At 69.7% G+C, this 20819-nt stretch carries 17 protein-coding genes; 13 read left to right on the top strand and 4 right to left on the bottom strand.

Annotated elements, in window-relative coordinates; genetic code table 11:
* The 4 genes from V6M56_RS06065 to V6M56_RS06080 all read right to left on the bottom strand — a co-directional run.
* Nucleotides 1-538 (bottom strand): 4-carboxy-4-hydroxy-2-oxoadipate aldolase/oxaloacetate decarboxylase (locus V6M56_RS06065; protein ID WP_332682117.1); only part of this gene is annotated, 538 nt, incomplete at its 3' end.
* Entirely contained in the window at nucleotides 535-1260 is a 726-nt protein-coding gene (locus tag V6M56_RS06070; RefSeq protein ID WP_332682119.1) for a PIG-L deacetylase family protein, read from the bottom strand. The genes V6M56_RS06070 and V6M56_RS06065, both read right to left, overlap by 4 nt.
* A gap of 27 nt (nucleotides 1261-1287) precedes the next feature.
* Nucleotides 1288-2370, bottom strand: a complete 1083-nt coding sequence (locus V6M56_RS06075; protein ID WP_332682121.1) for a 4-oxalomesaconate tautomerase — start codon at nucleotides 2368-2370, stop codon at nucleotides 1288-1290.
* Between the two features lie 155 nt (nucleotides 2371-2525).
* Complete coding sequence (locus V6M56_RS06080; RefSeq protein ID WP_332682122.1) at nucleotides 2526-3431, bottom strand: LysR family transcriptional regulator; 906 nt, start codon at nucleotides 3429-3431, stop codon at nucleotides 2526-2528.
* Between the two features lie 161 nt (nucleotides 3432-3592).
* Between V6M56_RS06080 and V6M56_RS06085 the strand changes: the two genes are divergently transcribed.
* The 13 genes from V6M56_RS06085 to V6M56_RS06145 form a co-directional block, all read left to right on the top strand.
* The gene (locus tag V6M56_RS06085) at nucleotides 3593-4570 is read left to right on the top strand and encodes a LysR substrate-binding domain-containing protein (protein ID WP_332682124.1); all 978 of its coding nucleotides are present in this window, start codon (nucleotides 3593-3595) and stop codon (nucleotides 4568-4570) included.
* A 126-nt stretch (nucleotides 4571-4696) separates the two neighbouring features.
* Nucleotides 4697-5323 carry a malonic semialdehyde reductase gene (locus V6M56_RS06090; protein ID WP_332682126.1) on the top strand — a complete coding sequence of 209 codons (627 nt, stop codon included), beginning with the start codon at nucleotides 4697-4699 and terminating at the stop codon, nucleotides 5321-5323.
* A 37-nt stretch (nucleotides 5324-5360) separates the two neighbouring features.
* Nucleotides 5361-6284 carry an NAD(P)-dependent oxidoreductase gene (locus V6M56_RS06095; RefSeq protein WP_332682128.1) on the top strand — a complete coding sequence of 308 codons (924 nt, stop codon included), beginning with the start codon at nucleotides 5361-5363 and terminating at the stop codon, nucleotides 6282-6284.
* Nucleotides 6285-6407: 123 nt separating this feature from the next.
* Entirely contained in the window at nucleotides 6408-7934 is a 1527-nt protein-coding gene (locus tag V6M56_RS06100; RefSeq protein WP_332682130.1) for an aldehyde dehydrogenase family protein, read from the top strand.
* A gap of 71 nt (nucleotides 7935-8005) precedes the next feature.
* Nucleotides 8006-8977 carry a tripartite tricarboxylate transporter substrate-binding protein gene (locus V6M56_RS06105; RefSeq protein ID WP_332682132.1) on the top strand — a complete coding sequence of 324 codons (972 nt, stop codon included), beginning with the start codon at nucleotides 8006-8008 and terminating at the stop codon, nucleotides 8975-8977.
* A gap of 55 nt (nucleotides 8978-9032) precedes the next feature.
* Entirely contained in the window at nucleotides 9033-9530 is a 498-nt protein-coding gene (locus V6M56_RS06110) for a tripartite tricarboxylate transporter TctB family protein (protein WP_332682134.1), read from the top strand.
* A 7-nt stretch (nucleotides 9531-9537) separates the two neighbouring features.
* The gene (locus tag V6M56_RS06115; protein ID WP_332682135.1) at nucleotides 9538-11037 is read left to right on the top strand and encodes a tripartite tricarboxylate transporter permease; all 1500 of its coding nucleotides are present in this window, start codon (nucleotides 9538-9540) and stop codon (nucleotides 11035-11037) included.
* 24 nt (nucleotides 11038-11061) lie between these two features.
* A complete protein-coding gene (locus tag V6M56_RS06120) occupies nucleotides 11062-12837 on the top strand; it encodes a thiamine pyrophosphate-binding protein (protein ID WP_332682136.1) in 1776 nt (591 codons plus the stop codon).
* Nucleotides 12834-13823: an ABC transporter substrate-binding protein gene (locus V6M56_RS06125; RefSeq protein ID WP_332682137.1), complete on the top strand. Its 990-nt coding sequence runs from the start codon at nucleotides 12834-12836 to the stop codon at nucleotides 13821-13823. The genes V6M56_RS06120 and V6M56_RS06125 overlap by 4 nt, the downstream gene beginning before the upstream one ends.
* A gap of 229 nt (nucleotides 13824-14052) precedes the next feature.
* Nucleotides 14053-15177, top strand: a complete 1125-nt coding sequence (locus tag V6M56_RS06130) for a metallophosphoesterase family protein (protein WP_332682145.1) — start codon at nucleotides 14053-14055, stop codon at nucleotides 15175-15177.
* A complete protein-coding gene (locus V6M56_RS06135; RefSeq protein WP_332682139.1) occupies nucleotides 15174-17804 on the top strand; it encodes an AAA family ATPase in 2631 nt (876 codons plus the stop codon). Before V6M56_RS06130 ends, V6M56_RS06135 begins: the two co-directional genes overlap by 4 nt.
* A 99-nt stretch (nucleotides 17805-17903) precedes the next feature.
* Nucleotides 17904-18767: a helix-turn-helix transcriptional regulator gene (locus V6M56_RS06140; protein WP_332682141.1), complete on the top strand. Its 864-nt coding sequence runs from the start codon at nucleotides 17904-17906 to the stop codon at nucleotides 18765-18767.
* 166 nt (nucleotides 18768-18933) lie between these two features.
* Nucleotides 18934-20819 (top strand): TonB-dependent siderophore receptor (locus V6M56_RS06145; RefSeq protein ID WP_332682143.1); only part of this gene is annotated, 1886 nt, incomplete at its 3' end.

The following is a 20819-nucleotide window of genomic DNA, read 5'->3' on the forward strand; positions in this document are numbered from 1 at the left end:
CCGCATCGAGCCGCGGCACGACGACGACGCCGTCATCGTCGGCGACGACGACATCGCCGGGATGGACGAGCGCGCCGGCGCAGACCACCGGCACATTGACCGAGCCCGGCGTCGCCTTGACCGTGCCCTTGGCCGAGATCGCCCGCGACCAGACCGGGAAGCCCATCCCGGTGAGGATGCGCACATCGCGCACGCCGGCATCGATGACCAGGCCGACGCCGCCGCGCGCCTTCAGCGAGGTCGCCAGCAGGTCGCCGAACATGCCGTCGGTGTTGTCGGTGGTGCAGGCGACGACGAGGATGTCGCCGGGCTTCACCTGCTCGATCGCGACATGGATCATCCAGTTGTCGCCCGGCTGGGCCAGCACGGTGACGGCGCTGCCGGCGATCTGCGCGCCGGCATAGATCGGCCGCATATAGGGCTTCATCAGGCCGCTGCGCCCTATCGCCTCATGCGTGGTCGAGACGCCGAGCTCGGCCAGCGCCGCGATATCGGCAGCGGCGGCGCGCTTGTTCGTGCGAATGACGACGGGGTTCATGCCAGCGTCTCCAATGCTTCGGGAAAGAGCCGCTGATAGGCCTCGCCATAGGTCATCGCCTTGCCGGAATTGCGCCCGCCCTGCATGCCGCGGTTCAGCGCGACGCGGGTGTAATATTCCCAGAGGTGCTTCTGGGCGGCGAGGATCTCGAAGGCCTGGCGCTTCACCTCCCAGACCTCGTCGATGTTGAGGATGACGTTCGGCTTGAAATTGCACTGCTCGGGCTGGTGCGGCTCGAACAGGAAGAGCGGCGGCGCGGCATAGGCCCGCTCCGGGTTCGGCTTGTGGCCGGCGGCTTGCGCGATGATCCGCGCCTCCTGGGCAAAGCGCGTCGCCTCGGGATGGTCGACATTATAGGGGTCTTCCAGTGCATGGGTCAGCACGAAGCTCGGACCCAGCTCATGGAAGATGTCGATCGCCCGGTCGAGCATGGTTTCCGTCGTCCGCAGCGGATAGTCGCCGGCATCCATGAACTCGATCTCGGCGCCGAGGAGCGCGGCGGCGCGCTCGGCTTCGTCGCGGCGCTGGGCCTTGACGTCTTCCATCTTCACGCCCGCCTTCTTCCAGGCGAACTGGCTCTCGCCGCGCTCGCCATAGGACAGGCAGAGGATCTTGACGCGGAACCCCCGTTTGGCATGGAGCGCGATCGCGCCGCCGGCGCGCCAGACGAAATCGCCCGGATGGGCGGTGATCACCAGACCTGTCTTCTGCAGGCTCGACATCGATCGATAATCCTCTTTTTCTCGAACTCAGGAAGCCGGCCGCTCGGGCACGAAGGCCTGGCCGTCCATCAGGATGCGGGCGGTGCGCAGCAGGCCGGCGCGCTCGATCACCGGGCGCTCGGCCGTGCCGCCGACCGTCAGCCGCACCGTGAACTCGCCAGTCGGATGCTCGACCGAGAGGGCGCGCTCGCGCCCCTGCGGCATGGCGACGACGGAGGCGGCCGGCGAGCCGGGCAAGGCCGCCGCGGTCGCGACCGTGACTGCGGCGAAGACGCCGATCGAGGCATGGCATTCATGCGGGATGAAGCTGCGGGTGGCGATGGCGCCGCCGGCGCGCGGGGCGGCGACGAGGGCGATCTTCGGCACGACCTTGCCCGAGACGTCGCCGAGATTCATCAAGGGCCCGGCAGCGAGCCGGATGCGTTCGAGGCGCTGCTTCAGCGCGGCATCGTCGTTGAGCTCGTCGCGCGGTTCATGGCCGGTGCGACCGACATCGGCGGCGCGCAGCACGATCACCGGCATGCCGTTGTCGATCAGCGTCACCTCGACGCCGTCGACGACATCGACCGCATTGCCGGTCGGCAGCAGGGCGCCGCAGACCGAGCCTTCGGTGCCGAGGAAGCTGATGTCGATCGGCGCCGAGGTGCCGGGCACGCCGTCGATGCGGGCCTGCCCGACGGTGCCGGCCTGGCCGTCGCCGGTCTCCATCACCAGATCGGCGAGCGTGCCGGTGTTCAGTGTCCTGACCCTGACCGAAGTCGCGGCGCCGGTCGCGGCGACGAGCCCACGGGCAAGGGCGAAGGGCCCGATTCCGGCGAGGATGTTGCCGCAGTTCGGCGTGGTATCGACGCTCGCCGTCTCAATGCCGACCTGGGCGAAGAGGAAATCAATGTCGCAGCCCGGCTCGGTCGAACGCGAAACGATGGCGACCTTGCTGGTCAGGGGATGGGCGCCGCCCAGCCCGTCGACCTGGCGCTTGTCCGGCGAGCCCATGAGCGCGAGCAGCAGCGCGTCGCGAGCGGTGGGATCGGCAGGCAGATCCTGGCTGAGGAAATAGGCGCCCTTCGAGGTGCCGCCCCGGATCAGCATGCACGGAATCGCGATCTGCATCGGCTTTCAGCCTCCGGCCGTGATGTTGGCGGCCGATCCTGCCCTGCCTTCCGGGCAGCGCCACCGCTCGGGCTCCTGTAGGGACGATGGCCGCAGGGCATTGCTTATTCAAATGACAAGAATGCAGGCATTCATGAAAAAGCCTCAGCAGTCGATCAGGTCGCCAGGCGCTCCTTCTTCAAGGCCTCGACGACCAGCGACAGCAGCTCGCGGGCCGCGGGCTTCAGCGGCAGCCCCTTGCGCGTGATGATGCCGAGCGTGCGGCTCACCGTCGGCGAGCGCAGTGGGATCGCAACCAGATCGTCGCCGGGGACCACGTCGAGCGCGAGTTGCGGGACGATGGTGCAGCCGATGCCGGAGCGGACGAGGCTCACCGCCGTGGCCACCCGCTGCACCTCGTAGCGCCAGGCGAGCGTCTCGCGGCGGGAACCCAGCGCATCGTCGATCAGGATGCGGTTGCCGGTCTCGGCGCTGATCCGGACCAGCGGCAGGCCCTCGAGTTGCGACCAGGTCAGCGAGGTCTCCGCCGCGAGCGGCGAGCTGCGCTGGCAGACCAGCACGAAGGGCTCCTTGACCACCGGCTTCAGATCGAGGTCCCAGCGATTGGCGGCGACGATGGTGATGCCGAACTCGGCTTCGCCGGACTGGACCTTGTCGGCGATCTCGGAGGCCGAATTGTCGTGGAGCCTGACATGGATGCCTTCGTGACGGCGCACGAACTTCGCGATCACTTCCGGCATGCAGCGCATGGCGATGGTCGGCAGGCAGCCGACCTCGACGCTCTCGCTCGCCTCCCTGGCGTCGAGACGCAGCTCATCCAGCGAAGAGCCGAGCTCGTCGAAGATCCTGCGGGCCTTGGGCAGCAGCGCGATGCCGGCCTTGGTCAACGAGACCTGGCGCGTCGTTCGCTGCAGGAGCTGCGTGCCGAGCCCCTCCTCCAGCTTGCGGATACGGTGGCTCAGCGCCGTCTGCGACAGGTTGAGATGCGAGGCGGCGGCGTGAAAGCTGCCGCGCTCGGCAATGCTGACGAAGGCCTGCAGGCCGAGCACGTCGATCCTCACAAAGGTCTCTCCCGCGCCCCGCGCCGCCGCTTCTGATGCAAGATATTCATCAAACCCGCCATTGTTTCAATTTGTCTTCGCCGCCGCGCTGCTGCAAGCCGAAGCTGAGGCAGCGCGCCAGGGCGCAGCCAGGGAGATGGAAACGGGGGCGACCACCTGCCATGCGCTCGCGGATCAAGGCGCGGCTGAAGCTGCGGCAGCTCGAGATCGTCATCGCCGTGGCCGAGCAGGGCAGCTTCCTCGCGGCGGCGCATATGCTGAGCATCACCCAGCCGGCGGTCTCGAAGGCGGTGCAGGATGTCGAGGGCATCGTCGGCCATCCGATCTTCGACCGGATGGCGCGCGGCGTGATGATCAACCCCTTCGGCCGGATCCTGGTCGAGCGCGGGCGGGCGATCCTGTCGCTGGTCGAGCGGCTCAGCGACGATGTCCGCCTGATCGAGCAGGGCCGGGCCGGCACGCTGGTGATCGGCGCGCTGCCGACGGCGGCGACCAGCGTGCTGCCGCCGACGCTCGGCCGCTTGCGCGCCTCCAACCCCGAACTCGACATCAGGCTGGTGCAGGGGCGGACCGCCGAGCTGATGCCGCAGCTCGAAAGCGGCAAGCTCGACCTGATCGTCGGGCGTCTCTACGAACTCGAAACCGCCCATGACGTCCATCGCGAGGCGATCTATCACGAGCCGATCTCGGTGCTGGTGCGAGCCGGCCATCCCCTGATCGGCCGCCAGCAGATCGCGCCGGCCGAGACCGCCGAATGCGGCCTCGTGCTGCCCTCGCTCGAACAGCGCCTCGGCCAGGAAATCGACGCGGTGATCGCCTATTCCGGGCTCGGCCTGCCGGCTGCGCCGCTGCGCTCGACCTCGATCTCCTTCATCCGCGAGCTGATCCTGTCGAGCGACTACATCACGGTGCTGCCGCGGCTGATGCTGGCCGGCGATCTCGGGCGCGGGGCGGTACAGATTCTGCCGGTGGCGATGGCCTCGAGCAGCCGCCCGGCCGGCATCATCACCCTGCGCCACCGCCGCCGCCCGGCCGCCGTGGCGGCGCTGGTTTCCGCCCTGCGCGACCATATGCGCGAGTTGCAGGCGACCGGCCTGCTCGACGAAGACGAGACCCCGACGGCCGAAGCCGGGCGCTGATATTCCCCGCGCTTATAGCTCTTCCACCGCAGGCGCCGAAGACGCAGGCGCAGCCGCAGGGCTAGCGTGCCGCCATCGAATTTCCTGCATCGATTTCCTGCATCGATTTCCTGGCGGCGGACCGGCATGCTTCAAGAGACCCCAAGGCTTCAAGAGACCCCGAGACAGATCCTCTCCGAGCAGGGCCTCGACCTGCTCTTCCGCGAGGCGCGGACCCATAATCGTTGGCTGCCCCGGCCGGTGACGGAAGCGCAGCTGCGCTCGCTTTATGCGCTCTCCCGCATGCCGCCGACCGGCAACAATATCAGCCCGCAGCGGATCGTCTTCGTCGTCTCGGCAGAGGCCAAGGAGCGGCTGCGGCGCGGGCTGAAGCCCGGCAATGTCGACAAGACCATGGCTGCCCCGGTCACCGCCGTATTGGGGATCGACAGCCGCTTCTTCGACCATCTCGAGCTCTTGGCGCCGCATGCGGTCGACCGCCGGGCCGCCTATCTCGCCGATCCGGAGCTGGCGACGCGGGCGGCCTTCCGCAACGCCACCCTGCAGGGCGCCTATCTGCTGATGGCGGCGCGCGCGCTCGGCCTCGATTGCGGGCCGATGTCGGGCTTCCTGCACGATGTCGTCGACGAGGAGTTCTTTCCCGGCGGCGCGGTCAAGTCGAACTTCCTGATCAATATCGGCTATGGCGACCCTTCAGGCGTGAAGCCGCGGGCCGCCCGCTTCGACTTCGACGAGACCTGCCGGATCCTCTGATCGCGATCCGCTGCCGCCCTTCCGAAAGGACAGAGCCATGCGCCAAGCCATTCCCGCGCGCGCCAATCCGCCCCGCCTCTGCTTCATCGGCTTCGGCGAGGCCGGGCAGGCCTTCGCCCGCGGCCTGCGCGAGGCCGGCATCGCCGAGATCGCCGCCTTCGACATCGCCGGCGACGAGGCCAGGGTCCGCGAGCCGGCGCAAAAGCTCGGCGTGCGGCTGGCGGCAAGCCTCGGCGAGGCGCTGGCCGGGGCCGATTTCGTCTTCTCGGCGGTGACGGCCGCCTCGAGCGTCGAGGCGGCGCGCCAGGCCGCGGCGCATCTTGCCGCCGGCCAGGTCTTCGTCGACGTGAACTCGGTCTCGCCGGGCCGCAAGCGCGAGGCCGCGGCGCTGTTCGGCCGCGACGACGGGGACTATCTCGACCTGGCGATCATGGCGCCGGTCCATCCCAAGCGCCACGCCACGCCATGCCTGGTCGCCGGCGAGGCCGGCCCGCGCTTCATCGAAATCTTCAGCGACTTCGGCATGAGCCTTTCGCCGGCGGGGCCTGAGATCGGCGCGGCGACGATCGTCAAGATGGTCCGCAGCGTCATGGTCAAGGGGCTGGAGGCGCTGAGCTATGAGTGCTTCATGGCGGCGCACAGAGCCGGGGTGGAGGAGACCATCCTTGCCTCGCTGGCGCGCAGCTATCCGGGCTTCGACTGGCCGGTGGCCGTTCCCTACAATGTCAGCCGGATGCTGCAGCACGGCGTCAGGCGCGCCGCCGAGATGCGCGAAGTGGCGCTCACCCTGCGCGAGCTCGGGCTCGACCCGGCGGTGACCGAGGGTGTCGTCGCCCAGCAGGAGCGACTCGGCCGGCTCGGCCTGCGCCTCGAACCCGAAATGGGAATGGCCATGCTCGACGAGGTCGACACGGCGCTCGCCGCGGCGGAGTCCGACGGGCGATATTCTCAAAAGTTATAGATCGAGCCCAAGACTGGGCGAAGACCGGGCCACCCGGACCCGATACCTCAATCACAAGCAGGAATGGCGACGCCGGCGGGTGCGAGGATGCGGCCGGCCGGCGCCAACAGGGAGAGAGACCAGATGAGCCAGCCGATCGTCGCGGATCGTCGGGAGACGGATGCTCCGGCCGCGGCCGGCCCTCTGCCCGCCTTCCTGCCGCAGAACCGCCAGCTCCATTTCAACGGCGGCTGGCACGCCCCCGCCGAAGGCAGGTTGCTGGAGCTGGTCAACCCGGCGAGCGGCGCCTCGCTCGGCCAGGTCGCCCAGGCCGGCCCGGGCGATGTCGACGCTGCGGTGAAGGCGGCGAAGCTGGCCTATCGGAGCTGGCGCAACGTCGCCCCGACCGAGCGCGCCAAGATCCTGCGCCGGATCGCCGAGATCGTCAGGGCCAATGCCCGCGAGCTCGCCCTGATCGACGCGGTCGATGGCGGCAACCCGGTCCACGAAATGCTCGGCGACGTCGCCAACGCCGCGGCGCAGCTCGATTTCTTCGCCGGGCTGGTCACCGAGATGAAGGGCCATTCGGTGCCGCTCGGGCGGGATTCGGTGAACTTCTCGGTGCGCGAGCCGCGCGGCGTCATCGGCCGCATCATCCCGTTCAACCACCCCTTCATGTTCTGCGCCGCCAAATCGGCAGCCCCGCTCGCCGCCGGCAACACCGTCATCGTCAAGCCGCCGGACCAGGCGCCGCTGTCCTCGCTGCGTTTCGCCGAACTGATCGACGGCCTGCTGCCGCCGGGCGTGTTCAGCGTCCTGCCCGGCGGCCGCGACGCTGGCGCAGCGCTCGCCTCGCATCCCGATGTCGCGATGATCTCGCTGATCGGCAGCGTCCAGGCCGGCCGCGCCGTGATGAAGGCCGGCGCCGACACGATCAAGCCGGTGCTGCTCGAGCTCGGCGGCAAGAACGCCCTGGTCGCGCTCGCCGATGCCGACCCGGACGAGGTCGCCGCCGCCGTCGTCGCCGGCATGAACTTCACCTGGTGCGGCCAGTCCTGCGGCTCGACCAGCCGCGCCTTCCTGCACGAGGCCATCCACGATGCGGTGGTCGAGAGGATCGCCGAGCGCGTCAAGCATTTCCGGCCGGGCGACCCGAGCGATCCGGCCACCACCATGGGCGCCATCATCAGCCCGCAGCAGCTCGACAAGGTGATGGGCTTCATCGCCGACACCAGGGCGGAAGGCGCCAGGCTGCTCTGCGGCGGCGGACGCCCGCAGGACCCGGCGCTGGCCGGCGGCAATTTCGTCGAGCCGACGGTGTTCACCGAGGTGACGCCGGCGATGCGCCTGGCCCGCGAGGAGGTCTTCGGCCCGGTGCTGGCCGTGTTCCGCTGGACCGACGAAGCCGGCATGCTCGAAACGGTCAACAGCGTCGAATACGGCCTGACCTGCTCGATCTGGACCAATGACGTGCGCGATGCGCACCGGCTTGCCGCAGATGTCCAGGCCGGTTTCGTCTGGATCAACGAAGTCTCGCGGCATTTTCTCGGCACGCCCTTCGGCGGCTACAAGCAGTCCGGCCTCGGGCGCGAAGAGTGCCTCGAGGAGCTGCTGAGCTACACGCAGGAAAAGCACATCCACGTCAACCTCAAGCGGCCCGCCAGGACCTGATTCCATCGAATCCACAACCTGAAAAGCTCCGTCAGAGAGCTTCCTGAACCGAACTCGAAAGGGAGAAGAACATGCCAAATATCCGTGGACGCTTCACCTGCCTCCTTTCCACCGCCGCCCTGCTCGCGCTCTCGGCGGCGCCCGGGGCCGCGCAGGCGCCGGCCTACCCTTCCGACCGGATCAACATGACGGTGGCCTTCGCGGCCGGCGGGTTCGTCGACACCTTCGCCCGGATCATCGGCCAGAAGCTCAGCGAGAAATGGGGCAAGGCGGTCACGGTCGAGAACCGGGCCGGCGCCGGCGGCAACACGGCGGCGGCGCTGATCGCCAACACCAAGCCGGACGGGCTGACCCTGCTGGTCACCTCGACGGCGATCGCGATCAACGAGACGCTCTACAAGAATCGCGACTATTCGCTCGACCAGCTCGTCCCGGTGGCGATCGCGGTGTCCTCGCCCGAGACGATCGCCAGCCACCCGTCGAAACCCCGCACGCTCAAGGAATATCTCGCCTGGGCGAAGGGCAACGACATCACCTTCGCCAGCGCCGGCGTCGGCTCGGGCTCGCATCTGGCAGCCGAGTTCTTCCTGAAGACCATGGCCAAGCAGCCCGCGACCCATATCCCCTTCCGCGGCGGGGCGCTTTCGGTGCAGGCGGCCCTCGGCAACCAGGTCGACATGGTCGCCTCCTCCTTCGGCATCATCCCGCAGGTCGTCGAGGGCAAGCTGACCGGCCTTGCCGTCGCGAGCGAGACGCGCGTCGCCGCCATGCCCGACGTGCCGACCTATACCGAGTCCGGCTTTCCCTTCGTCGCCGAATCCTGGGTCGGCGTGCTGGCGCCGGCCAAGACGCCGCCGGCGATCGTCGAGCAGCTCAACGCCGCCATCGCCGAGATCATCGCCGACCCGCAGACCAAGCAGAAGCTGCTCGGCATGGGCTACCAGCTGCACCAGCGCACGGTGCCGCAGACCGCCGCCTATCTCAAGGACGAGGTCGTCAAATGGGGCGAGATGGTGCGCGCCGTCGGCGTGACCGTCGAATGACGGCATCGCCTAGCCAGCGGCCGCACCCGCCTCTTCCCTCGCGCAGGGCGAACCCATGAGCCAGTCCCAGCCGAACCGCCGGACGAAACCGGCGGTCCGCTCGCCGCAGAACCTCGTTTCCGGCCTGATCCTGGTCGCTGCGGCGGTCTTCGTGGTCTGGATGCTCGGCAATCTCTCGCAGGGCACGCTGCGCGTCATCGGCCCGGCGATGGTGCCGCGCTGGTCGGCGGCGGCGATCGGCCTCGCCGGCCTGGCGCTCGTCGTGCTCGCCTTCATCCAGGAGGGCGACGCGCTCGAGCGCTGGCATCTGCGCGGGCCGGCCTTCGTGCTGGCGGGCATCGCGCTGTTTGCGGCGACGATCCGCCAGCCCGGCTTCATCGTCGCCGCCCCGCTCGCCATGCTCGTCGCGGGCTTCGGCTCGCGCGAGGTCCGGCCGCGCGAACTCGTCATCTTCACGCTGGTGATGACCGCCGCCTGCGCCCTGCTCTTCCGCTTCGCGCTCAACCAGCCGATCCCGATGCTGGTGCTGCCGGCGTTCTCGATCAACTTCTGAGGCGCGCATGGAACTCGTCCAGAATCTCGGGCTCGGCCTCGGCATCGCCCTGTCGCCGGCCAATATCGCGCTCTGCTTTGCCGGCTGCATGCTGGGGACGCTGATCGGCGTCCTGCCCGGAATCGGGCCGATCGCGACGATCGCGATCCTGCTTCCGCTGACCTTCGGGCTGGATCCGACGGCGGCGCTGATCATGCTCGCCGGCATCTATTACGGGGCGCAATATGGCGGCTCCACCGCCTCGATCCTGCTCAACATCCCGGGCGAATCGAGCGCGGTCGTCACCGCCATCGACGGCCATGAGATGGCGCGGCAGGGGCGGGCCGGCATCGCGCTCGGGATCTCGGCGATCGGCTCCTTCATCGCCGGCACGGTCGCGACGCTGGTCATCGCCGCGCTCGCAGCCCCGCTGGCCGGCATCGCGCTGATCTTCGGGCCGGCCGAGTATTTCGCGCTGATGCTGATGGGCCTCGCCTTCGCGGTGCTGCTGGCGCGCGGATCGGTGCTCAAGGCGGTGATCATGATCCTGGTCGGCGTGCTGCTCTCGACCGTCGGGCCCGATCTGACGACCGGCCAGCTCAGGCTGACCTTCGGCGCGATCTGGCTCTCCGACGGCATCGAGATCGCCCTGCTCGGCATGGGACTGTTCGGCATCGCCGAGGTCTTCCGCAGCCTCGAGCATGGCGAGGCCCGCAAGGTCCGCGAGACCCAGATCGGCCGGCTGCTGCCCGGCCCCGACGAGCTGCGCGCCTCGGCCAAGCCGATCCTGCGCGGCACGCTGCTCGGCTCGATCCTCGGCATCCTGCCCGGCAACGGCGCGGTGCTGGCGCCCTATGCCTCCTACACGCTGGAGAAGAAGCTCGCCCGCGATCCCCGGCGCTTCGGCCGCGGCGCCATCGAGGGCGTGGCCGGCCCGGAGAGCGCCAACAATGCCGGGGCGCAGACCTCCTTCATCCCCCTGCTGACGCTCGGCATCCCGCCCAATGCGGTGATGGCGCTGATGGTCGGCGCGATGACCATCCACGGCATCGTGCCCGGCCCGCAGATCATGACCAAGATGCCCGACCTGTTCTGGGGGCTGATCGCCTCGATGTGGATCGGCAACCTGATGCTGCTCGTCATCAACCTGCCGCTGGTCGGGCTCTGGGTGAAGCTGCTCAAGGTCCCCTATCGGCTGATGTTCGTCGGCATCGTGATCTTCTGCTGCATCGGCGTGTACTCGATCAACAACGAGCCGGCCGACCTCCTGATCATGGGGGCGCTCGCCGTCTTCGGCTACGGCCTCACCAAGTTCGGCTTCGAGCCGGCGCCGCTGACGCTCGGCTTCGTGCTCGGCCGGATGATGGAGGAGAATCTGCGCCAGGCGCTGATGATCTCGCGCGGCAACCCGATGACCTTCTTCGAGCGGCCGATCGCCGCCGTCCTCATCCTGATCGCCGCAGCCATGTTCGCGATCGCCATCGTGCCGGCGATCCGCAAGGGCCGCGACGAGGTCTTCAGCGAGTAGATGCGGCAAGGCCGCGACAGAAAAATGGACAAGACCATGCAGAGCGAGGCGGGCGCCGCGGCGCCGACGACGGAACGATGGGGCAGCGACGTCGTCGCGGAAACGATCAGGGCGCTCGGCTATCGCCATGTCGCGCTGGTCCCGGGGGCGAGCTTCCGGGGGCTGCACGACAGCCTGGTGAACCATCTCGGCAACCATGATCCGGCGATGATCGTCTGCCTGCACGAGGAGCATGCGGTCGCCATCGCCGACGGCTTCTCGCGCGTCGCGCAGGAGCCGATGGCGGTGATCCTGCATTCCAATGTCGGGCTGATGCACGCCACGATGACGATCTTCAACGCCTGGTGCGACCGCAGGCCGATGCTGATCATCGGCGCCACCGGCCCGGTCGACGCGCATCGCCGCCGGCCCTGGATCGACTGGATCCACACCGCCCGCGATCAGGGCGCGCTGGTGCGCCACTACACCAAATGGGACGACCAGCCGGCCTCGGCCGAGGCCGCGGTGGAATCGCTGCTGCGGGCCGACCAGATCGCCCGCACCGCACCGACCGGCCCGGTCTATGTCTGCCTCGACGCGGAAATGCAGGAGGCCCGGCTAGACCGCGAGGTCACGGTGCCCGATGTCCGGCGCTTCGCGCCGCCGCGCCCGGCCGCCGCGCCGGCGGAGGATCTGGCCGGCACGCTGGCGATCCTGCGTGCGGCGCGGGCGCCCGTCCTGCTGATCGGCCGGGTGTCGCGCGGCAGCGCCGACTGGCAGCGCCGCATCGCGCTGGCCGAAAGGCTGGGCGCGACCGTGCTGACCACCACGCACAACGCACCGGGCTTCCCGACCGAGCACCCGCTGCACGGGCTGGCGCCGGTCGGCGAGCGCCCGAACGACGCCGAGATGGCGCTGCTGCGCGAGGCCGATGCGATCGTCAGCCTGGACTGGCACGATCTCGCCGGCTTCCTCAGCGCCCGCTGCGGCGCCTCGCAGTCCCAGAAGCCGCTGGCGACCCCGATCGTGCATTGCTCGCTCGACGCGCAGGTCGCCAATGGCTGGAGCATGGACCATCAGGCCCTGCCCGCCTGCGACATCAAGGTGGCGGCCGACCCGGACCGGTTCATCGCGCAGCTGCTGGAGGCCATCGGCGCCGACTGGCGCCCGGCCGCGCCCCTCATCCCCGCCGACCGGCACTGGACCCTCGACGCGCCGGAGGGGCCGGACCGCAGCGCGGTGTTCAATTCCGAGCAGCTCGCCTTCACCGTCTCGGAGTTCGCGCGCGACCGCGAGGTCACCTTCGCCAGGCTTTCCTTCGGCTGGCCGCGCAGCGCCTGCCGCTTCCGCACGCCGCTCGACTTCCTCGGCAAGGATGGCGGCGGCGCGGTCGGCACCGGGCCGGGCCACAGCGTCGGCGCCGCCATCGCCTTGCGCGACAGCGGCCGGATGACCGTCGGTGTGATCGGCGACGGCGACTATCTGATGGGCGTCAACGCGCTCTGGACCGCCTCGCATCAGCGCGTGCCGCTGCTGCTGGTGATCGCCAACAACCGCTCCTATTTCAACGACGAGGTGCATCAGGAGCGCATGGCGCGCCAGCGCGGCCGGCCGGTCGAGAACAAGTGGATCGGCCAGCGGCTCGACGATCCGGCGCCCGACCTGATCGGGCTGGCGCGCTCGCAGGGCTTCGAGGGCGGAACGCCGGTGCGCAGCGTCGACGAGCTCATCGCCGAGCTCGAGCGCGGCGCGGCGGTGGTCGCGGCCGGCGGTCGCTACATCGTCGATGCCCTGATCGCGCCGGGCTATTCCGAACGATGAGCGGCAAAACACCAGCCGGCCGGCGGCTCAGCGTCGGCTGCGGCGCCTATGACCGGACCTGGCCGCTGATCGCCGGCGTCGTCAGGCCGGAAGGCTTTTCGCTCGACTGGTCGATCCTGCCGCCGGAGGAGGTCTTCCTGCGCGGCATGCTCGGCGGCGAGTTCGACCTCACCGAGATGTCGCTCTCGACCTATCTGCTGCTGCGCTCGCGCGGCAGCTGCCGCTATCTCGGCCTGCCGCTGTTCGTCTCGCGGAAATTCCGCCACAGCGCGCTCTATGTGCGCAGCGATGCCGGGATCGAGCGGCCCGAAGACTTCGCCGGCCGGCGCGTCGGCGTCCCGGAATACCAGCTCACCGCCAATGTCTGGGTACGCGGGCTGCTGGCCGACGAATACGGCGTCCGCCCGGAATCGATCCGCTGGATCATCGGCGGCCTCGACGCGCCCGGACGCGAGGAGAAGGTGCCGGTCGCCCTGCCCCGGCACTTCGAGACCACGCGCCTGCCGGAAGGCGAGACTCTATGGCAATGGCTGCTGGAGGGCCGGCTCGACGCAATCATCGCGCCGCGCGCGCCCAAGGGCTTCGCCGAGGGCCATCCGGCGATCAGGCGGCTCTTCGCCGATGTCCCGGCGGCGGAGAAGGCCTATTTCCGCAAGACCGGGCTGTTCCCGCCGATGCACCTGATCGGCATCCGCGAGGATGTGGCAGAGCGCCATCCCGAGCTCGCGCCGGCGCTTGCCACCGCCTTCGAGCAGGCCAAGGCCTTCGCCGCGCGGGAACTGCACCAATACGCCTATGACACGGCGATGCTGCCCTGGCAGGAGGCGGCGCTGCGCGAGACCGAGGCGGTGATGGGGACCGATTACTGGGCCTATGGCATCGAGCCCAACCGGGCGGCGATCGAGGCCATGGCGCGCTATTCCCGCGAACAGGGCATCGTCGGGCGGGAGCTGGCGATCTCCGAGATCTTTCCGCTCGGCGGCTGAGAGATCGATTCCGCGTTCGCGCACAAATACCTGGCAACTCGGGCGAAAGACGAGCCCCCGCGTCCTTCCGGAGGAGTGGTGAAGCGCCGCGCTGGCCAGAATGACGGTTCCGGTTCGAAGAGGCAGGCCCCTTTGCAACAGACCCCTCAGCTCCCGGGCTGAGCCCCTCCTTCCCGGCCGCGCCTTGACGAATCCCGCCGCGCGCTGACTTCATCCGGGCAGAGGCATGATGTTCCGTTTCATCCACAGCTCGGACCTGCATATCGGCAAGCGCTTCGGCAGCATGCCGGAAGAGTTACGCGGCCGGCTGCGCGATGCCCGCCATACCGTCCTCGACCGGCTCGCCGCCCAGGCCCGCGCCGCCGGCGCCGGCACGATCCTGCTGGCGGGCGACTGCTTCGATACCGAGACGCCGAGCCCGGCCATGCTGCGCCAGGCGCTCGCCGCCATGGCCGGCCATGCCGGGCTGCGCTGGGTCATGCTGCCGGGCAACCATGATTCCCTGCTCGCCGACGAGCTGTGGGCCGCCGCCCGCGCCGCCTTGCCGGCCAATATCCTGCTGGCCACGGAACCGGAGCCGATCGCGCTGGAGCCCGGCGTCGTCCTGCTGCCCGCGCCCTGCACGACGCGCCGCCCCGGCCGCGACCTCACCGACTGGATGGATGGAGCGGCGAGCGCCGAAGGCGCCCTGCGGATCGGCCTCGCCCATGGCGCGATCCAGAGCTTCTCCGAGGATGGCGCCGGGCTCGACATCATCGCGCCGGACCGGGCCTCGCGCGCCGGGCTCGACTATCTCGCCCTCGGCGACTGGCACGGCCAGATGGCGATCAATGCCCGCAGCTGGTACAGCGGCACGCCGGAGCCCGACCGCTTCAAGCATGGCGAACCCGGGCGGGCGCTGCTGGTCGCCCTGCCCGGCCCCGGTGTCCTGCCCGAGGTCGTCCCCGTCGAGACCGGCAGCTTCGCCTGGCGCAATCTCGCTCTGGAGCTGCTCTCGGGCGACGATGCGGCAGCCGCGCTGGCGGTTCATCTGCCCGCCGGCGCCGCCCGTCGGCAGACGCTGCTGCGCCTCATTGCCTCCGGCCGCCTGCGCCCGGCGGCGCGCATGGCGCTCGAGGCGCAGATCGCGGCCGTGGCGCCGGAATTCGCCCATCTGCAGCTCGATAGCGAGGGACTGGCCGCCGATTGCGAGGATTCCGACCTCGACGCGATCGACCGCGCCGGGGCGCTGCGCCAGGCGGCCGACCTGCTGCTGGCCGAGAGCCGCGACGAAAGCCGCCCAGGCGGCGAGCGCGAGATCGCAGGCGAGGCCCTGATCCGGCTGTTCTCCTATTGCGAGGCGATGCAGCCATGAAGCTGACGGCGCTGCGCCTCCACAATGTCCGGCGTTTCGCCGGCAGCGGCGTCGCCGTCGAGGGCATCGGCGACGGCGTCAACGTGCTCTGCGCGGTCAACGAATTCGGCAAGTCGACCTGCTTCGACGCGCTGCACGCCCTGTTCTTCCAGCCGCATACCGGCACGCCCGGCGCGGTGCAGGCGCTGCGGCCCTATAGCGGCGGCAATCCGCTGGTCGAGGCCGATATCGCGACGGAAGCCGGGGCCTTCCGCCTGACCAAGCAGTTCTATGGCGGCAAGCGGGCGATGGTGCGCGAGCTCGCGTCCGGCCGCCTCGTCGCACAGGCCGACGAGGCCGAACGCTTCATCGCCGCCCTGGTGCAGGGCGGCACGACGGGGCCGGCCGGGCTGCTCTGGGTCCGCCAGGGCGTCACCGGCATCGAGAGGCGGGCGAAGAGCGACGAGGAGAGCGAGAAGCGTGCCCGCGAATCCGTGCTGGTCTCGGTCCAGGGCGAGGTCGAATCGCTCACCGGCGGCAGGCGCATGGCGCAGGCGGTGGCGGCCTGCGAGGAGGAGCTCTCGCGGCTCGTCACGGCGACCGGGCGGCCCAAGGCCGGCGGCCCCTATGCCATCGCCCTCGATGAGCGCGACCGCCTGGCCGAAACCGAGCGGCGGCTGGCGGCCGAGGTCACCGAGCTGCGCGTCGCGCTGGACCGACGGCGCGCCCTCCGCGCCCGGCTGGCGGAGCTCGAAGACCGCGAGCAGGAGAGCGCGCGGCGCGGCGCCCTGACGCAGGCCGAGAAGGAGCTCGCCGCGGCCAAGGCCCATGGCGAGGCCCTGAAGACGGCGCAGGCGGAAGCCGCGCTTGCCCGCAGCCACCGCGACGCCGCCGGGCAGGAGCTTGCCGCCTATCGGCGCAGCCTGGCGCGCTTCGCCGAATTGCAGGCGCTCGAAGGCGAAGGCACCGCCAAGCGCGACGAGGCGCTGGCCCGGCAGCGCGCCGCCGCCGGCGCCGGCCAGGCAGCGACTGCTGCGGTCGAGATTGCCGAACGCGAGGAGAGGCAGGCGCGCGAGCTACTGACGCGGCTGGAAAAGGCGTTGCGGGCCCGTGAGGCGGCCGAGCAGCTCGCCGGCCTGCGCGAGAGCCATGCCAGCGCCGAGGCCGAGCGCGCCGCGATCGAAACCGTCGAGGCCGAGATCAAGGCGCTGGCGCTGCCGGCGCCGGCCTTGCGACAGCTCGAGGCGCTCGAGACCGAGCTCGTCGGCCTGCGCGCGGTCGTCGCGGCGCGGCTGCCGCTGCTGCGCGTCGACTATCGCGACGACGTTCGCGAAGCGGTCAGCATCGATGGCACCGCGCTGGCCGATGGCGAGGAACGAGCCCTGACCGGCAGCGCCAGCCTGGAGATCGCCGATATCGGCCGCATCACGCTGACGCTGCCAACGAGCGAGGATGGCCAGGCCGAGCTCGCCCGGGCCGAGGCGAAGCGCCAGGCGCTGCTGAAGGCGCTCGGCGTCGAGAGCCTGGCCGAGGCCCGCCAGCGCGAAGCCCGGCTCCGCGAGCTGGCGACGGCGCTCGGGCTCGGCCAGCAGCGCCTTGCCTTGCTGGCGCCGCGCGGCCTGGCGGCGCTGCAAGAGAGCATCGCCAGGCTGGAGGCGCAGCGCGGCGAGACGATCGAGGCCAAGGGCGATCCGGAAGCGACCCGCCTGGCCCTCGAAGCGGCCGAGGCCCGCGTCACCACCTCGCGCAACGCGGCGCGGGAAGCGCAGCCGCAGCGCGAGGCCGCCGACGCCGCCGTGTTCGCCGCCGAGCGGGGATTGGCAACGATCACCTCCGAGCGCGACGGCCTCGCCGCCATGCTGGGCGCCGAGGGTGGCCGTGGCGCACATGAGGCCGGGCTTCAGGCCACGCAGGCCACCGCCGAGCAGGATCTGGTGGCGGTCGAGGCGCGCGTGGCCAGCCTGCAGGCAAGTGCGACGGATCTCGCCGGGGCCGAGGCCAAGCTGCGGCGGATGCGCTCCATCGTCGAGGCGACCGGAAACGAGGTCGCGAAGCTGCGGGAGGATTCAGCCGAGCTCAACGGCCAGATCCGCGCCCGCTCGGATGCCGCCGTCGAAGAGGCCTGGCAGGAGACCGCCGAGAAGCTCGCCGCCGCCGAAAAGCGGGTCGGCGGCCTGGAGCGCGAGGTCGCCATCCTGTCGCGGCTGCGCGATGCGCTGGAAGCCGCGCGCACCACGGCGCGCGACCATTATTTCCGGCCGGTGATGGCCGAGCTGAAGCCGCTGCTCGGCCTGCTCTTCGAGGATGCCTCGGTGACCTTCGACGAGGAGACGCTGCTACCGCGCAGCGTTCGCCGCAACGGCCTGGAGGAGCCGGTCGGCGTGCTGAGCGGCGGCATGCGCGAGCAACTCGCCGTGCTGACCCGGCTCGCCTTCGCCCGGCTCCTCGCCAAGGACGGCCAGCCTGCGCCGGTGATCCTCGATGATGCCCTGGTCTATTCCGACGACGACCGCATCGAGCGCATGTTCGACGCCCTGCACCGGCAAGCCAGCGACCAGCAGATCATCGTCTTCTCCTGCCGGCAGCGGGCCTTCGCCCAGCTCGGCGGCAATATCCTGCGGATGAAGCCCTGGAGTCCCGAGGCCTGAGGCGCCGCGCGCCAAGAACCTTGGAATACATATAAAGTACTGACTTATTTTGTATTTTAACCTCCGCCCGGTATCATCGCCGATCTCCCTGAGGTTGCGATGTCACCTGGTCCTGCTTCCGAACGCTCATCCGGCGAAACGCTGAAGCTGTTTTCAGGCAGCCTGTCGCTCTCTGCCGGAACCTTCTTCATCGCCGAGGGAGAAAGTGTCACCGGCCCGATGCGGGCGGGGCTCAAGGTCGGGGTGATGCTGGATGGCCGCCAGACGCTGGAGCTCGACGACCGCCCGCCGGTGCTGATCGAGGGCCCGGCCCTGCTGGTCGCCGCCAATGGCGGCGAGCATATCCAGCAGCGCACCGGCCTCAGCGGCGGGGCGCTGCGCTGCGCGCTGATGCAGTTCGACCTCGACTTCGTGGCGCGCGAGTTCGGCGCGGAGTTGACCCGGCTGCTGGCCCTTTCCGGCCCTGGCGATGCCGGGCTCTGGGTCCGCCCGGCGAGCGCCGAACTGCGTTCGCTGGCGCTGCAGATGGCCGAATGCCGCGTCGCCGAGCCGCTGCGCGCCTTCCATCTCGCCGGCAAGGCCCTCGAACTCGGGGCGCTGGCGCTCAACGAGATCATCGGCGAGCGCCCGATCCGGCCGGCGAAGCTCGACGCGCGCACCCGCGAGCAGATCCATGCCGTGCGCGCGCTCCTGGAAGGGAGCCTGCAGGATCCGCCCAGCCTCTCCGAGCTGGCGCGCCGCAGCGGCCTCAACCCGACCAAGCTGACCTCGGCCTTCCGGGCGCAGTTCGGCACCAGCGTCTTCGGCTACCTGCAGGAATACCGCCTGCAACAGGCGCACGGCATGATCGCCAGCGGCGAGGCCAGCGTCGCCGTCGCCGCCTTTCGCGTCGGCTACAGCCCGGCGCATTTCTCGAGCGCCTTCCGCAAGCGTTTCGGCATTTCGCCGAGCGCGCTGCGTTGATCGGCGACGCCCGGCCCGCCGGCCTTTCTCTCGTTGAACCGGTTCGAAACTGCAGCGAAAGAATTACTTCCGGAATCGAAAGCCGACTTCGTTGCCCGCAGGGCAGCGTTCCTGAACAACCCGCACGGGCAAGCCGCCGCAGGCGGTCGGGGCAAAGGTCGGGTTCATGAATTTGGTCATCGTCGGCAATCGCGCGGCAGCAAGAACAGGGGTCGCGCTCGCGGCAATCATCGTCGCCTGGTCGGCGGCCGGCCAGGCGCAGACCGCGCCGACGATCGGCCTCGAGACGATCGAGGTCCAGGGCGAGCGGGCGAGCGGCCCCGTCGACGGCTATGTCGCGCGGCGCAGCGACAGCGCGATGAAGACCGACACGCCGCTGATCGAGACGCCGCAATCGGTCACCGTCGTGCCGCGCGCCCAGATGGACGACCAGGGCGTGCAGAGCGTCAGCCAGGCGGTGCGCTACAGCGCCGGCGTGCTGGGCGAAACCCGACTCTCCTCAGGGCGTTACGACAGCGTCTTCATCCGCGGCTTCGGCGGCTCCGGCTCGAATGCCGGCTTCATCAACAATCTCGACGGCCTGCGGCTGCAGCGCGGCGTCAACTTCCTGGTGCCGATCGCCGAGCCCTGGGGGCTGGAGCGCGTCGAGGTGCTGCGCGGCCCGGCCTCGGTGACCTTCGGACAGGTCAAGCCCGGCGGCCTGATCAACATGATCAGCAAGCGCCCGCAGGCCGAGGCGCATGGCGAGGTGCAGGTGCTGTTCGGCACCGACAAGCGCCGCCAGCTCGCCTTCGACATCGGCGGGCCGGTGACGCCGGACAAGACCGTGCTCTACCGAATCGTCGGACTCGGGCGCGCCGCCGACACGCAGGTCGACTTCACCAAGGAGGAGCGGCTCTACATCGCGCCGTCGCTGACCTTCCAGCCGAATGCGGCGACCAGCCTGACCCTGCTGACCTCCTATCAGCGCGACCCGGAGACCGGATTCTACGGCTTCATCCCGGCGGTCGGCACCGTGCTGCCGAACCGCAACGGCCGCATCCGCAGCAATTTCTTCCCCGGCGAGCCGAGCTATGAAGGCTACAGCCGCAACGCGCTCAATCTCGGCTACGCCTTCGAGCATCGCTTCAACGACGTCTTCAGCTTCCGCCAGAACGTCCGCTACAGCGATCTCGAATCGCGTTTCCGCACGGTCCCCGCCGCCGCGCTCGGCGCCGACCAGCGCACCCTGACCCGCCGCGTCACGGCCTCGAACGAGGAGGCCAGGACCTTCGGGATCGACAACCAGCTCCAGGCCGATTTCCGCACCGGCCTGCTGACCCACAAGCTGCTCTTCGGCGTCGACGGCTATTGGACCGACGGCACCGCCTTCACCGGCGCCGGCGGCACGGTGCAGACGCTCGATGCCTTCAACCCAGTCTATGGCCGCAGGCCCTTCGCGGTGCCGACCCTGCCCGGCACCCAGCAGGAGACGCAGCAATACGGCATCTACCTGCAGGACCAGATCAAGCTCGACCGGCTCTCGATCGTGCTCGGCGGCCGCTTCGACCGCGCCATGGCCCGCACCCGCAACCTGAACAACGGCGCCCTGACCAAGCAGGACGACACCGCCAATACCGGCCGCGTCGCGCTGATGTACAATTTCGACAACGGCTTTGCGCCCTATGCCAGCTATTCGACCTCGTTCGAGCCGCTGGCCGGGACGAGCTTCGGCGGCACGCCGTTCAAGCCGACCGAGGGCGAGCAGTATGAGGTCGGCTTCAAATACCAGCCGCCCGGATACGACGCCTTTTTCCAGGCGGCGGTCTACGATCTGACGCAGACCAATGTGGCGACGGCCGACCTGAATAATGTCGGCTTCCAGATCCAGACCGGCGAAATCCGCGCCCGCGGCGTCGAGCTCGAGGCGCGCGCCACGGTGCTGGAAAATCTCGATCTGGTCGCGGCCTATGCCTATACCGATGCCGAAGTCACGAAGAGCAACGGCGCCGATCTCGGCAAGCGGCCGACGGTGGTGCCGCGCCATATGGCGTCGCTCTGGGCGCATTACAC

Source organism: Allobosea sp. (assembly GCF_036675845.1).
Taxonomy (GTDB): Bacteria; Pseudomonadota; Alphaproteobacteria; order Rhizobiales; family Beijerinckiaceae; genus Allobosea.

Excerpts from the sequence above, each read along its gene's own strand:
- V6M56_RS06110 (WP_332682134.1), top strand. The coding sequence starts at position 9,033 with ATGAGCCAGTCCCAGCCGAACCGCCGGACGAAACCGGCGGTCCGCTCG.
- V6M56_RS06115 (WP_332682135.1), top strand. The coding sequence starts at position 9,538 with ATGGAACTCGTCCAGAATCTCGGGCTCGGCCTCGGCATCGCCCTGTCG.
- V6M56_RS06085 (WP_332682124.1), top strand. The coding sequence starts at position 3,593 with ATGCGCTCGCGGATCAAGGCGCGGCTGAAGCTGCGGCAGCTCGAGATC.
- V6M56_RS06105 (WP_332682132.1), top strand. The coding sequence starts at position 8,006 with ATGCCAAATATCCGTGGACGCTTCACCTGCCTCCTTTCCACCGCCGCC.
- V6M56_RS06095 (WP_332682128.1), top strand. The coding sequence starts at position 5,361 with ATGCGCCAAGCCATTCCCGCGCGCGCCAATCCGCCCCGCCTCTGCTTC.
- V6M56_RS06125 (WP_332682137.1), top strand. The coding sequence starts at position 12,834 with ATGAGCGGCAAAACACCAGCCGGCCGGCGGCTCAGCGTCGGCTGCGGC.
- V6M56_RS06135 (WP_332682139.1), top strand. The coding sequence starts at position 15,174 with ATGAAGCTGACGGCGCTGCGCCTCCACAATGTCCGGCGTTTCGCCGGC.
- V6M56_RS06100 (WP_332682130.1), top strand. The coding sequence starts at position 6,408 with ATGAGCCAGCCGATCGTCGCGGATCGTCGGGAGACGGATGCTCCGGCC.
- V6M56_RS06130 (WP_332682145.1), top strand. The coding sequence starts at position 14,053 with ATGTTCCGTTTCATCCACAGCTCGGACCTGCATATCGGCAAGCGCTTC.
- V6M56_RS06070 (WP_332682119.1), bottom strand. The coding sequence starts at position 1,260 with ATGTCGAGCCTGCAGAAGACAGGTCTGGTGATCACCGCCCATCCGGGC.
- V6M56_RS06140 (WP_332682141.1), top strand. The coding sequence starts at position 17,904 with ATGTCACCTGGTCCTGCTTCCGAACGCTCATCCGGCGAAACGCTGAAG.
- V6M56_RS06090 (WP_332682126.1), top strand. The coding sequence starts at position 4,697 with ATGCTTCAAGAGACCCCAAGGCTTCAAGAGACCCCGAGACAGATCCTC.
- V6M56_RS06120 (WP_332682136.1), top strand. The coding sequence starts at position 11,062 with ATGGACAAGACCATGCAGAGCGAGGCGGGCGCCGCGGCGCCGACGACG.
- V6M56_RS06075 (WP_332682121.1), bottom strand. The coding sequence starts at position 2,370 with ATGCAGATCGCGATTCCGTGCATGCTGATCCGGGGCGGCACCTCGAAG.